Origin of the sequence: Paenibacillus thermoaerophilus, from assembly GCF_005938195.1 — a bacterium.
In the GTDB taxonomy this organism is placed as follows: Bacteria; Bacillota; Bacilli; order Paenibacillales; family Reconciliibacillaceae; genus Paenibacillus_W; species Paenibacillus_W thermoaerophilus.
This window is the reverse complement of record NZ_VCQZ01000003.1, coordinates 162,103-174,413: the sequence shown is the minus strand read 5'-3', so window position 1 is coordinate 174,413 and position 12,311 is coordinate 162,103. Positions and strand designations below refer to the sequence as shown.

Below are 12,311 nucleotides of genomic sequence, written 5' to 3'. Positions count from 1 at the left end.
GAATATAGACCGACAAGTGCACGCCGCATCTTTCGAATAACAGGGGAGTGAGTTCGATGATGTCGATGATCACGGGACTTTTGATCTGCGCCTTTGTATATGTCATTCGGGCAGCCCGTTCGGCTCCATCGGAGGCGGACTTGTCGGAGGAGGAAATGGATACGGGATGGAACGCGAAACTGTAACGTTTTACGAATTGCTCGGAGGCACGAGCGGCATCCGCCGCATCGTCGAGGCTTTTTACCCCAAAGTGCTGCAAGAACCGCTGTTGGCTCCCTTGTTCCCCAAGGATATCACGCCGGTGATGGAGAAGCAGACCGAATTTCTTACGCAATTTTTCGGTGGACCTCCGCTTTTTTCCGAAAAATACGGTCATCCGATGATGAGGGCCAGACATATGCGATTCCCCGTTACGCGAGAGAGAGCGGACGCATGGCTCGGATGCATGAGAAGGGCGCTTGATGAGGTTGGCGTGGAGCCTGCCTTGCGGGACGCGGTGATGGAACGCCTTCAAGGACCTGCCTACCATTTTGTGAACAGTTGAAGAACAGAAGGGTTCGTCCGCATGCGGATGGGAGCGGCAACCCCTCGGGGAGGAAACTGTCGTGTTCAATCGATCCGCCAATGCCGTCGGCCGGGAAGAAATTCCCCCGTTGTATCCCGCCAAGACGGTATGCCGCTATTGCGAGCGGACGTACCGGACGATGCGGGTGCGTCCCAGCCATAAAAAATCGACGGAGGCGGACAGCGATTTTTGCATGCGGTTTACCGGTGTCAATCCGGATTATTACGTCGTGCGCGTCTGTCCGTACTGCGGTTATTCGATGACCGACCATTTCTCGAAGAAGCCGCTGACGGAGCGCCAGCGCGTGATGTTCGAGGAGAAGATCGGCCGCAGCTGGAACAAGCTGGATTTAACGGGCGAGCGCACGATCAACGAAGCGATGTTCGCCTACAAGCTCGCGCTCGTCTGCGCCCAGGCGTCGGACGAGACCGACCGCGTCCTGGCGGGCATTCTTCACCATATCGCCTGGCTGTACCGGCTTATGGAGGACGAGGCGAACGAGAAGCGGTTTTTGGCGCATGCGCTTGACGCCTACATGCGCGTGTTCGAATACGAGGGTCTCGATTACAACAACGCGAAGCTGATGTATCTGATCGGCGAATTAAACCGGAGATTGGGGCAGTACAACGAAGCGGTCCGCTGGTTCTCGCGCGTCGTCAACGACAATCGGATCGTCGACGCCGCCATGATCCGCAAAAGCCGCGAGCAGTGGCAGCTCGTCAGGGAAGAAATGCAGCGGCTGAAGCTGCAGCCGGAGCTCCCCGGGGATGAAATCAAAGGGGCGTAACGCTCCTTGCGCAGTCTCCGCCTCAGGCTTCTTTGCGAAATCGAAAATTTTTTATCGTTATACGCGGAAAATTCGCGGTTTGTGAAAGGTTTAGCGATATAAAATATCGGGAAAGGACCGATTTCCCGCTTTTTAGCTGACTTCTCGAAGGTTAGTGATATTTTATATCGGAAAATGAATTGATCCCGATAAAAAGCCACGGGCTGATCCTCCTTCTAAAGGTGAGTCGCATCACGTCTAACGGAGATCATACCGTGGCTTCTTTTGCTGGAAAAGATGCGTTTTCTCCGTCCCGGCGTCGGCGGCCGGGAGAGCATGCCGCCGGGCGTGCGAGAGGCAAGCGTCCGCCGTCCGGCAGCGAAGCGGCAGCAAACTTGCCCGATCGTCATCTGATGAAGTCGACTGCTTCGCATCGGCCGCCGAGCCGGACTTCGGTTCGGCTCGGCGTCGTCTCGGCGATGATCCGGCCTTCGCGGATGGAATAACGGACGGCCGCCTGCTTCCGGATGGCGTCGTATTCGCTGGCCGCGTCCAGAATAATCAGATTGGCCGGCTTCCCGGCCTCGATGCCGTAGCGTTCTTCGATGCGAAGCGCTTTGGCGCCGTTGACCGTGATGAAATCAAGCGAGCCCGCAATTTGCTCGTACCCCGTCAGATGCCCCGCGTGCAGCCCCATCAGCAGTACCTGCAGCATGTTGCCGGTTCCGAGCGGATACCACGGATCGATAATATCGTCGTGGCCGAAGCATACGTTAATGCCCGCCTCCGTCAGCTCCTTCACGCGGGTTAAGCCCCGTCGTTTCGGATACGTGTCGAAACGTCCTTGCAAATGAACGTTCACCAGCGGATTGGCCACGAAATGAATGCCCGACAGCCGGAACAGCCGCAGCAGCTTGGAGACGTACGCGTGATTGTAGCTGTGCATGGCCGTCGTGTGGCTTGCCGTCACCAACTCGCCGATGCCGCGCCGATAGGCTTCCGCCGCAACTGTCTCGACGAACCGGGACTGCTCGTCGTCCGTCTCGTCGCAATGAACGTCGACCAGACGGTTGTACTTGACGGCCAATTCGAAGGCGCGTTTTAACGATTCGACGCCGTCTTCCCGCGTAAATTCGTAGTGGGGAATCGCGCCGACCGCGTCCGCCCCCATCCGGAGCGCCTCCTCGAGCAGCTCCAGCCCGTTCGGGTAGGACAGGATGCCTTCCTGCGGGAAGGCGACGATTTGCAGATCCGCATAGGGAGCCATTTCCGCCTTCACCTCCAGCATGGCTTCCAATGCCGTCAGGTTCGGATCGGTGACGTCCACGTGGGTTCGCACGTGCTGGACGCCTTGCGCGATTTGCCACAGAAGCGCCTTGCGCGCGCGCCGCTTCACATCGTCGCGGGACAACATCGGCTTCCGCTCGGCCCATCGCTGAATGCCTTCGAACAGCGTGCCGCTCATGTTCCATGCCGGTTCCCCCGCCGTTAGCGCCGTGTCCAGATGAATATGAGGCTCGACGAAAGGGGGGAGCGTCAGACAGCCGCCGGCGTCGATCGTCGGCTCTTCGTCGGCGGCTTCGAGATGCTGGGCCACCTCCGCAATGATCCCGTCCCGGATTCGGATCTGCATAAGCGGCTCCGTGCGGCGGAGCTTGGCGTTTCGAATAATCATGGTCGTCTTATCCCTCCAAAATCGTTTCGCTTGTTTGCTGGCGGCTGTCCGAACGGTCGAGCAGCTTCGTCAGAACGACATACAGCGCCGCGGACACGACGACGGCGTTCAGCGGGGGGATGCCCGGAACGAGTCTGGCTGCGGCAAAGCCGGCCGCCCAGGCCGCGATCGCAACGACGTTCACCTGCTTGAAGGAGCCGGGATCGAAACGATCGTACTTGCGGCGGTTCACCAGGAAATAGTCCGCCAGAATGATCGCGCCGATCGACGGAATCGCCGACCCGAGGAACGTCAGGAAGCCGATGAAATTGTTGTACAGCCATATGGAGAGCGCCGTGCCGACGATTCCGTTGATAATAACCAGCTTGTTCTTCGGAATCTTCGTAATATTGGAGAAGCCGAGTCCGGACGCGTACAGCGCGTTGTCGTTCGTCGTCCATATATTCAGGCCGAGGATGACGATGGCCGGAATGATCAGTCCTTGCGCCAGCATGACGTCGGAAATATCGGAGAAGCCCGTGCTGATCGCGCCGACGGCCCCGAACAAAAACATCAGCGAGTTGCCGAGGAAAAAGGCGATCAGCGTGGCGAGGAACGCCTTGCGCGGCCCGCTCGCGAAACGGGTAAAGTCGGGCGTCAGCGTTCCTCCGCTGATAAACGATCCGACGCAAATCGTCAGCGCCGCCGTGAACGACAAGGCGTCCTGCGGCTGGAAGTCGAACAGGCCGCCAAGCCCGCCGATGTCGGAGGCGGCGCGATAGACGGATATCGAGCCGAGAACGGCGATGGCGGGCACGGCTACGATGCTGAGCGCCGTCAAGGCTTTTATGCCGAAAAAGGCGCTTGAGGTCATCAGAATGCCGGCGGCGGCGATCAGGTACGGGACGGGAATGCCCGTTGCCTTCTCCACCGGCAAGGCGAACATGGCGATTCCGACGCCGAACCAGCCGACCTGGGTTCCGCCGAGCAGGAGGGAAGTAAGGTAGGAGCCTTTTTGGCCGAAGGCGTACCGGGTGAGCAGATGAGTCGACAGCCCGGTGCGGGAGGCGATGACGGCGAGGCCGCCCGTGTACAATCCGAGGAGCAGGTTGGAGAGCATCACGATCAGGATGAATTGGGAGAAGGTCAGCCCCGTGCCCAGCGTGCCGCCGGCCATCATGCTGGCGGAGAAAAATGTGAAGCCGAGCATGACCGCGAGCGTGTGCATCAATTTTTGTCTGTTCGCTGCGGGTACGGGACCCAATGAAAACTCTTTGTCGTTGGTCATTTGAATCTACCCCTATCCTTGCCAATATTATCATGGCATATTATCTGTCATGAACTAAATATAGCATAACGGATAGGTCGGTTTCGATTGACAAAGCGAACGGATTTTTCGGGGTTTTCATGCTCTTTTGGTTGACAATGTGTCAAATATGGTTACATATACGTCGTGTTAACGAGTTTTAGTGGAATATTTATGTTATTTAATATTACATAATCTCGGAGGAGCCGGATCGCCGCAAATACTCATATCCGCAGACGGCCAATTCCAGCGCCAGCCTTTGACCCGGCGCGTGAAAGTCGCCGCCCAGCAGCTCCGCTATTTTCTCCAATCTCGCATACAGCGTTTGCCGGGAGATGAACAGGGCTTCGGCCGTTTCCCGCTTGGCCAGATTTTGCTCGAAGTAGGTTTTGAGCGTCTTGATCCACAGATCCCGGCGCTCGTTGTCCGCCTGCAGCAGAGGGCCGAGGCGATCGCGCACCAGCTTCGGAAGCTCCCCGCTTTCCCGAAGCTTGTACAGAATGCGGTATAAATGCAGATCGCGATCGAACGGATTCGGAAGCGGGCCGATATCCTTCTGGATGCCGATCACATCCAGCGCCGTCCGGTAGCTGTCCTGCAGATCGGTCAAGGCGCGGAAACTGCGGCCGGCTCCGGCAAATTTGACGAATTCGGGAGGCTGGCGCTTGTCCGCTTGCAGAAAGCGGGAGAGGGCGCGGGCTGCGGCGGCGTCTATGTCCGGCCGGGTTTCAAGATCGAGCAGAATATACACCAAATGCGTATCGGCGATGGTCGGAATGAGATAGAACCCCTCCGATTCGAAGACGTGGCGGGCCGTCATGTTTTTCTGGATGCACCGGGTTTCGAAATCGGGAGTGTGCAGCTTCGCCGCTTCGAGCTCGAAGACGACCGCCATGTTAAGCCCCAATTTCAACCCGGGCTTCGCCGTCAGCAGCCGTCTGCGAATTTCCGCTTCTTCGATTTCGCCGTTCAGCCATTTGTGGGTCCAGCGGTTCTCCTGAAAGAAGCTTCCCCGTTGCCGGTTGATGATCCAGGTATGGATATCCCGGGTAATTTCGATGTAGCGGACATGGCGGTCCGGATGGAAGATGATGATCGGGAAGTCGTTCCGTTTCGCGAGCTGCAGCATTTGCTCCGGAATGCGGTCGATGACTCTCCCCGTCTCCAGGCACAGGCCCGAGGCGCGGGAGGCCATAATTTGCCGAAGAAAGGAAACGCCGGCCTCGTCTCCGTCTTTCCAGGACAGGCCGGTCGAGAGAATGAGCTCGTTGCCGTTCAGCAGTTCGCCGACGTCGGTCACTTCGAGAATATGGACCCACTCGACCTCCCGGTCCAGCGCCTTTTCGCTGGCATGGACGGTAGCCCCTTGAAAATACGGGCGCTTCAATATTTCCCGGATGGTCGGAAATTCGGACACGGCGCCTCCCCTCCTTCGAATCGCCGTCTTGATTACCCGTATTATAATTTCAGACGTTACCCGTGTAAATAAAACGCTTCGCTATACATTCGAACCGGATATGGAACATGTATAACGCATGGAAAATGACAAACCGCCAGGTTCCCCGTCGGGGAATCTGGTGGTTTGTTGCATGACGAGACGCGGCAGAAGCCCGCTCCGACTCGCGCGGTTCGCTCTAAACCTTCCGCACCGGCTTCGAGGACAGCAGGTAATCGTCGTCCGCGTCCACGATTTGCATCGGCGTGTGGCAGCACGGGAACACGATCAGGCGTTTTTTGCGCATGCCGCGAATGTCGTCCAGCTCCTTCGCCTTCAGCGGCAGCAGAACGGGACCTTGACCGCAGTACGGACATTCCTGAACGTAGAGCTGGCCTTCCATCATTTCATACGGCCAAGTGTTGCGGAACGGTATCACGACCGTTCACCGGAAGCGCCGGAATTCGGGTCCACATCGGCTTTGTCGGCCGAATGGCCGTCGGTTTGCTCTTCTTTCGCCGTTTTGGCGAGCTCGGCAAGCTTCTGCATCAGGATGTGCTGGGGCATATGCATGAGATGCTCAAGCGGAATGTTTAGCTGCTTGGCCAGCTTTTGCGCCGTCTCCGGCGATAGGGGCAACGGTCTCATCTGGATTGGGCCTCCCGTCTCTGTTACGATCCTCGAATCGCCTTCGTTTTCTTGTACATAGTTATACCGTAAGGCGGACGGGTTGTCCACGTTGCCCCGGTTTTGAGAATTGGCGGCCGTTGTGATTTAATGGAATCAGACTTTTATTTTGATGAAAAGGAGTCGGACTGAATGAAGAAGCCATTGCCGCAAGTTTGGGATTTGGATGTGTTGTTTCAGGGCGGTAGCGGGTCCCGGGAATTCGCGGAATTTCTCGATCGGCTGGAGCGGGATTTGGAGACGCTGCGGAGCCAAAACGAGAAAGTCGGCGAAGCGGATTCGGAGGAAGCGCTGGCCGAGACGGTCGTGCTGCTGCAGGACGTTCTCAAGCGGCTGCGGGAGGCGGATTCGTTCACGGCGTGTCTCGCGGCGGAAAATCAGCAGGATAAAAAAGCCGTCCAGCTCGCGGGCCGGGTGAAGACGCTGCTGGCGGCGTTCGAAGCGGCGATGACCCGGTTCGACGTGCGGCTGGCTTCGCTGGACGAAGAAGAATGGAACCGCCTGCGGCAGCGGGAGCCGTTCCGCGGCGGCGCGTTTGTATTGGACGAGCGCCGCAAGCTGTCGCGGGAAAAGCTCGGGCCGGAACTGGAATCGCTGCTGACGGATCTGGCCGTCGACGGCTATCACGGATGGGGCGAAAACTACAACACGATCGTATCGAAGATCAAAATCCCGTTCCGCAACGACAACGGGGAGACGGAATGGCTGTCCGCCGGCCAAGCGCATAACCGGCTCCACCATCCCGACCGCAAGGTCCGCGCCAGAATGTTCGAGAGCTGGGAGTCGGCCTGGGGCGAAGCGGCGGACTACTGCGCGGACGCGCTGAACCGGCTGGCCGGCTTTCGGCTGCAGACGTACAAGCATCGCGGCTGGCAATCGGTGCACAAGGAGCCGCTGGCGATCAACCGGATGAGTCCGGAGACGCTTCGGGTCATGTGGGAGACGATCGACCGCAGCAAGCCGGTCTTCGTCGAATATTTGCAGCGGAAGGCGAAGCTGTTCGGATTGGAGAAGCTTAGCTGGCACGACGTGGAGGCGCCGATCGGCACGGCGGGCAAGACGTACTCGTACGACGAAGCCGCCGAACTGATCATGGAGCAATTCCGCCGGTTCAGCCCGGATATGGCGTCGTTCGCGGAGAGATGCTTCGAGGACGGCTGGATCGAAGCCGAGGATCGCGCGGGCAAGCGGCCGGGCGGCTTCTGCACGTCGTTCCCGGTCAAGGAACAGACCCGGATCTTCATGACCTACGCCGGAACGGCTTCCAACGTCTCCACGCTGGCGCATGAGCTGGGCCACGCCTATCATCAGCACGTGATGAACAACTTGCCGGCGCTGGCGCAGGAGTACGCGATGAACGTCGCGGAGACGGCGTCCACGTTCGCCGAGATGATCGTCGCCGACGCGACGCTGAAGCAGGCGGCCGATCCGCAGGAGAGAGTGGCGCTGCTGGAAGACAAGATCCAGCGCTCCGTTGCGTTTTTCATGAACATTCACGCCCGCTTCATCTTCGAGACAAATTTCTACGAAGAGCGCCGCAAAGGCTTCGTCGGCACGGAGCGTCTCAACGAGCTGATGGTGGACGCGCAGCGTGAAGCTTTCCGGGACGCGCTGGGCGAGTACCACCCGCATTTCTGGGCGTCGAAACTGCACTTCTATATTACGGAAGTTCCGTTCTACAACTTCCCTTATACGTTCGGTTATCTGTTCAGCTCGGGAATCTATGCGGAAGCGCAACGCAGCGGCCCTGCGTTCGCGGACCGGTACATTGCGCTTCTGCGGGATACGGCCAGCATGACAGTGGAGGATCTGGCCAAGAAGCATCTCGGGGTCGATCTGACGAAACCCGACTTCTGGCAGTCCGCCGTCGAGCTTGCCGTTCGTGACGTGCGGGAATTTTTGCGGCTTACAGTCTGAACACGGAGATCGTGCGCTGCAGTTGGGATACGTTGAAGGTCATCTCGTAGGCCTGCTGCAGCATGTCGTCCACCGCCGAGATCTGGCGGTTGAGGGAGGCGGAGACCTCCTGCGTGCTGGCCGCGCCTTCTTCGGTGATGGCGGAGATGTTCTCCATCGTCTCCGAGATTTGCCGGGCGCTTTGCAGCATCTGCAAACTCTCCTCGGCGAACTGGTCGATCTGCCGGGCGACGAAGTCGACGCTGTCGACGAACTGGTTGAATACCGCTTCCGTCTCCCGGATCAGCTCGACCTGCTGTTCGACGACCTCTTCGTTGGTGCGGATCGTATTAAGAGCCTCGCGGATGCCTTGATCGATGCCTTGGACAAGCGTGAAAACTTCGCGGGTGGACGCGGTCGCTTCCTCGGCGAGCTTGCGCACCTGCTGGGCGACAACCGCGAAGCCTTTGCCGTGCTCTCCGGCGCGCGCCGCTTCGATCGAGGCGTTCAGGGAGAGCAGGTTCGTCTGCTCCGCGATGTCGGAGATGGTGCGCGTGATCGCCGTAATGCCGCTCGCTTGCTGGGCGAGACGCCGGATCGTCTCCGACACGGCGGACGTCGTTTCGACGTTTTTCTTGATGCCTTCGCCCTGGTGCACCACCTTTTGCTTGCCTTGCTCGACAAGCGACCGCATCTGTCCGGCCCGGAGATTCATCGCTTTCGACGATTCCGTATACAGCGTGGTCCGTTCCTCGATTGCCTTAAGAGCCTGGGCGGTCTGAACGACTTCCTCCGAAATTTGGCTGGAGCCTTGGGCCAGCTCTTGCGCGGAGGTCGTTACCTGGTCGATGACCGATTTGAGGCTTTCGTTCTTGGTGTAAATATTGCGGCCGGAGTCGGCCACGAGCTGCGTCATCCGATTCGTTTCTTTCAGAATCGTACTGAGTTTGTCCACCATGCCGTTAAACGCTTTGGCCAGCTCGCCGAGCGCGTCGTTCGAGTCGACATCGGCGCGCAGCGTGAAATCGCCTTTGGCTATGGTCATCGCGATGCGTGTCAACTGCTCGACCGGCGAGAGCAGCAAGTTCTCCAGCATCCGCGAGCCCGCCCAGCCGGCGGCGACGGAAACTGCCGCCAGCGTGACGCCGACGAAGGTATGGCCCCACGCGAGTCCCAGCAGCGCGAAGAGGATTGCGAACAATACCGAGAGCCCCATGACGACGAAATAAATGCGGCCGCGAAACGAGTTTAATCTAACCGCTGCGAGAATACCGTCCATTAGTTGGCCTCCTTGGCGAATCAGCTCGAATAAAGTGTTTTCTTGGAAGATTTTGATACTGATTATATCATCCTATTCTTGTTTCGGCTACCTGAATTATGTGAAGGATTCTCCGGGATTCGAGCCGCTTGAGAGAATGGATCGGGCGGGTTCCCGTTTTCAGGTTCTTTCTTCCTAATAAACAAGGAGGAAAGAACTATTTTTATGTCGAAATTACTAGATTTTCTCAATTTATTCTTGTATTAGGTTCTAACGACCCATTATACTAGACATGGACTTCCAAGAACAGCCATAATTGGACAATAATTTTGATTAACGTAGGGAGGATGGGTTGAATGAATCCACCCCAGCAGTCATTGTCGAGGCAGCTGGATCTGGTTTTCCGCGAGGTACGGCACGAATTGAAAACCTTGACGGGGGGAACGCTAATCATTCAGATCCGCAATGACGGCATCGGGAAGTTCGGCATACGGCACTTGCCGTATAACCGCAAGCCTGGCAGCATGACCGGCCGGGCGACGCCATCCGGACTGACCGACGCTCATCTGCGGGCGTTCCGCCAAATGGCGGAAGAAGCGTTAAGCCGCAAAAACGGTTGGACGCACGGGGAAATCCAGTTCGACTTTGCTTTGCGCCAGGATACGCTGGAAATGTCCGTCACGTTTGAATCGAACTACAATATGGCCCATCTGCTCTACGCGCATACGTATTGATCCGGCACTTATTTTATTTAGGATTTATCCATTTGTTACGGTTTTCGGACGGTTCAAAAAAAAGCCCCGGTCTCCGAATGGAGACCGCGGGCTTTTTTCCTAAAGCGGATTACTTGCCGAAACGAGCGCTGCCGGACAGTTGTTGTTCGGCCAGTTGAACCAGGCGGCGGGTGATGTGACCACCGATTGCGCCGGTGTCGCGGGACGCCATATAGCCGTAGTAACCATCCTGCGGAATTTGGATGCCCAACTCTTGCGCCACTTCATACTTCAGTTGTTGAAGAGCGGCGTTCGCTTGAGGAACGACAAGAGTGTTGTTCGATGCCATGGGTATCACCTCCCTGTGAAGTTAGTATGAACAAAACGGCCGAACCTACGCAAAGAAACGGTTGGTAATTTTAACTTGCAACCGTTCGTTGCCGGATCGCTCCCGGAGGTCTCTGTCGTACCGCCCGTCCGGGTTTTGTGGTATGATGAGAGACATAGACAGAGAATGGGGAGGCCTCCATACGATGAAAGCCTGGCGTCTTACAACTGCCGTTCTGTTGCTGCTGTCCGTCCTGCTGACGGGCTGCGGGGGACCGAAAGCGGATTTGACGGTATTTATCATGCCGCCGAACGGCATATCCCACGATGCGACGGAGAAGCTGAAGGAGGACCTGCAAGCGCGGGTCGGAGACGCAATGACGGTTGACGTGTTGGGTTCCATTATTTTTTCCATCGAGAAGCTGATCGTGGAGATCGCGGCGGGAGGGCACGGCATTTTCGTGCTGCCGGAGGAGCAGATCAAATCCTTCGCCGCCAACGGAGAGAGCTTTGTGAATCTGGAGCCTTATTTCGACAAGGCGGCGTATCCGTCGGGCGTGATCGAAGTGGTCGATCGGAACAAAGATGTGGAGACGCGCCGGACGCACTTGTACGTGCTGCCGCTGGAAGGAACCAAATGGCTCAACTCGGTGCAGTATAAAGGAGCTCCGCTGTACGCCTTCATTCCTTTAAATGCGCCGGATGTGGAGAAGTCGGTAGCCGTGCTGAAGGTGCTGACGGAGAAGGCATGACGAGGATGGACGAGGCGTATTACGAGCCGATCTCCCATATCGTGGACGAGAGGGATGCCGGGCAGCCGCTCGGAACCGTCCTTCGCCGCCGGCTGAAATGCTCGCGCAAGCTGCTTAGCCGTCTGAAGCTGACGGAACGGGGCATTACGGTCAACGGCCAACGCCGCTATACGAACGAGCGGGTGGCCGTCGGCGATCGGATCGAGATCCGGATGCCGAAGGAGCGGTCCGAAGACATCCTGCCGCAGCCGATGGAATTGGATGTGCTGTTCGAGGACGCTGACCTGATGGCCGTTAACAAGCCGGCGGGCCTCATCGTGCATCCGACCCACGGACACTATGTGAATACGCTGGCGAACGGCGTCGTCCACCATTGGCTGGAGCGGGGGGAGACGGTTCGGTTTCGCCCCGTTCACCGGCTGGACCAGCATACGTCCGGCGTGCTGCTGATCGCGAAGACGCCTTACGCGCATCAGCAGTTGTCCGAGCAGATCCAGCGGAAGCGGGTGGAGAAGATTTATCTGGCGCTTGTGCACGGGCATACCCCGGACCGGGGGACAATCGACGCGCCGATCGACCGCAACCCGGAGCAGCCGCATATCCGCATGGTCCGTCCGGACGGTTATCCGAGCGTAACCCATTACGAGGCGGTGCGCCGGCTCCGCGGCGTCACCTTGCTTCGCGTGATGCTGGAGACGGGGCGTACGCACCAGATCCGCGTGCATATGAAGCATATCGGACATCCGCTGGTCGGCGATCCGATGTACGGACAGCCGGAAGCCGACAGGGCAGCCGGCGCGGCGATGGATCGTCAGGCGCTGCACGCCTGGCGGCTCGGGTTCAGGCATCCCGTGTCGGGCGAGCCGATGCTGCTTGAAGCGGAGATGCCTCCGGATATGGCCGGATGCATCGCGGCTCTGTCGGCCCGGGAGGAAACCAAGGAGGAATAGGA

The 12,311-nt window shown here is 58.1% G+C and carries 14 protein-coding genes; 7 read left to right on the top strand and 7 right to left on the bottom strand.

Annotation, left to right across the window (positions count from 1 at the left end):
* The first annotated feature begins 56 nt into the window (after positions 1-56).
* From FE781_RS17960 to FE781_RS03630, 3 genes are all read left to right on the top strand, one after another.
* Complete coding sequence (locus tag FE781_RS17960) at positions 57-185, top strand: hypothetical protein (RefSeq protein WP_281281868.1); 129 nt, start codon at positions 57-59, stop codon at positions 183-185.
* Positions 167-544: a globin domain-containing protein gene (locus tag FE781_RS03635; RefSeq protein WP_138788271.1), complete on the top strand. Its 378-nt coding sequence runs from the start codon at positions 167-169 to the stop codon at positions 542-544. The genes FE781_RS17960 and FE781_RS03635 overlap by 19 nt, the downstream gene beginning before the upstream one ends.
* Positions 545-605: 61 nt before the next feature.
* Complete coding sequence (locus tag FE781_RS03630) at positions 606-1,352, top strand: DUF2225 domain-containing protein (RefSeq protein ID WP_246068020.1); 747 nt, start codon at positions 606-608, stop codon at positions 1,350-1,352.
* A gap of 385 nt (positions 1,353-1,737) precedes the next feature.
* Here the strand turns inward: FE781_RS03630 and codA are convergent, their stop codons facing one another.
* The 5 genes from codA to FE781_RS03605 form a co-directional block, all read right to left on the bottom strand.
* Positions 1,738-3,006, bottom strand: coding sequence for a cytosine deaminase (gene codA, locus FE781_RS03625; protein WP_138788270.1), 1,269 nt, complete (start codon positions 3,004-3,006; stop codon positions 1,738-1,740).
* Positions 3,007-3,013: 7 nt separating this feature from the next.
* Positions 3,014-4,273 (bottom strand): cytosine permease, encoded by a 1,260-nt coding sequence (gene codB / locus FE781_RS03620; RefSeq protein WP_138788269.1) that lies wholly within the window; start codon positions 4,271-4,273, stop codon positions 3,014-3,016.
* 205 nt (positions 4,274-4,478) lie between these two features.
* The gene (locus FE781_RS03615) at positions 4,479-5,708 is read right to left on the bottom strand and encodes a PucR family transcriptional regulator (protein ID WP_138788268.1); all 1,230 of its coding nucleotides are present in this window, start codon (positions 5,706-5,708) and stop codon (positions 4,479-4,481) included.
* A gap of 217 nt (positions 5,709-5,925) precedes the next feature.
* On the bottom strand, positions 5,926-6,165 hold the full coding sequence (locus tag FE781_RS03610) for a hypothetical protein (protein WP_138788267.1): 240 nt from the start codon (positions 6,163-6,165) through the stop codon (positions 5,926-5,928).
* Positions 6,162-6,374: a YycC family protein gene (locus FE781_RS03605; protein ID WP_138788266.1), complete on the bottom strand. Its 213-nt coding sequence runs from the start codon at positions 6,372-6,374 to the stop codon at positions 6,162-6,164. The genes FE781_RS03610 and FE781_RS03605 overlap by 4 nt, the downstream gene beginning before the upstream one ends.
* Before the next feature lie 171 nt (positions 6,375-6,545).
* Between FE781_RS03605 and FE781_RS03600 the strand changes: the two genes are divergently transcribed.
* The gene (locus FE781_RS03600) at positions 6,546-8,330 is read left to right on the top strand and encodes a M3 family oligoendopeptidase (protein ID WP_138788265.1); all 1,785 of its coding nucleotides are present in this window, start codon (positions 6,546-6,548) and stop codon (positions 8,328-8,330) included.
* On the opposite strand, the gene FE781_RS03595 is transcribed toward FE781_RS03600, so the two are convergent.
* On the bottom strand, positions 8,320-9,588 hold the full coding sequence (locus FE781_RS03595; RefSeq protein ID WP_138788264.1) for a methyl-accepting chemotaxis protein: 1,269 nt from the start codon (positions 9,586-9,588) through the stop codon (positions 8,320-8,322). The two genes, FE781_RS03600 and FE781_RS03595, sit on opposite strands and share 11 nt — an antisense overlap.
* A gap of 335 nt (positions 9,589-9,923) precedes the next feature.
* Here FE781_RS03595 and FE781_RS03590 point away from each other — a divergent pair, with 335 nt between their 5' ends.
* Positions 9,924-10,301, top strand: a complete 378-nt coding sequence (locus tag FE781_RS03590; RefSeq protein ID WP_138788263.1) for an O-methyltransferase — start codon at positions 9,924-9,926, stop codon at positions 10,299-10,301.
* A 109-nt stretch (positions 10,302-10,410) separates the two neighbouring features.
* Here FE781_RS03590 and FE781_RS03585 read toward each other — a convergent pair whose 3' ends face one another.
* Positions 10,411-10,629: an alpha/beta-type small acid-soluble spore protein gene (locus FE781_RS03585; protein ID WP_138788262.1), complete on the bottom strand. Its 219-nt coding sequence runs from the start codon at positions 10,627-10,629 to the stop codon at positions 10,411-10,413.
* 184 nt (positions 10,630-10,813) lie between these two features.
* On the opposite strand from FE781_RS03585, the gene FE781_RS03580 reads away from it, so the two are divergent.
* Together FE781_RS03580 and FE781_RS03575 are read left to right on the top strand one after the other, a co-directional pair.
* A complete protein-coding gene (locus tag FE781_RS03580; protein WP_138788261.1) occupies positions 10,814-11,359 on the top strand; it encodes a hypothetical protein in 546 nt (181 codons plus the stop codon).
* Between the two features lie 5 nt (positions 11,360-11,364).
* Positions 11,365-12,309: an RluA family pseudouridine synthase gene (locus FE781_RS03575; RefSeq protein WP_138788260.1), complete on the top strand. Its 945-nt coding sequence runs from the start codon at positions 11,365-11,367 to the stop codon at positions 12,307-12,309.
* The last annotated feature ends 2 nt before the right edge of the window (positions 12,310-12,311 follow it).

Coding starts and splice junctions, on each gene's coding strand:
- FE781_RS03585 (WP_138788262.1), bottom strand. CDS start 10,629: ATGGCATCGAACAACACTCTTGTCGTTCCTCAAGCGAACGCCGCTCTT.
- codB (WP_138788269.1), bottom strand. CDS start 4,273: ATGACCAACGACAAAGAGTTTTCATTGGGTCCCGTACCCGCAGCGAAC.
- FE781_RS03580 (WP_138788261.1), top strand. CDS start 10,814: ATGAAAGCCTGGCGTCTTACAACTGCCGTTCTGTTGCTGCTGTCCGTC.
- FE781_RS03635 (WP_138788271.1), top strand. CDS start 167: ATGGAACGCGAAACTGTAACGTTTTACGAATTGCTCGGAGGCACGAGC.
- FE781_RS03575 (WP_138788260.1), top strand. CDS start 11,365: ATGGACGAGGCGTATTACGAGCCGATCTCCCATATCGTGGACGAGAGG.
- codA (WP_138788270.1), bottom strand. CDS start 3,006: ATGATTATTCGAAACGCCAAGCTCCGCCGCACGGAGCCGCTTATGCAG.
- FE781_RS03600 (WP_138788265.1), top strand. CDS start 6,546: ATGAAGAAGCCATTGCCGCAAGTTTGGGATTTGGATGTGTTGTTTCAG.
- FE781_RS03605 (WP_138788266.1), bottom strand. CDS start 6,374: ATGAGACCGTTGCCCCTATCGCCGGAGACGGCGCAAAAGCTGGCCAAG.
- FE781_RS03595 (WP_138788264.1), bottom strand. CDS start 9,588: ATGGACGGTATTCTCGCAGCGGTTAGATTAAACTCGTTTCGCGGCCGC.
- FE781_RS17960 (WP_281281868.1), top strand. CDS start 57: ATGATGTCGATGATCACGGGACTTTTGATCTGCGCCTTTGTATATGTC.
- FE781_RS03590 (WP_138788263.1), top strand. CDS start 9,924: ATGAATCCACCCCAGCAGTCATTGTCGAGGCAGCTGGATCTGGTTTTC.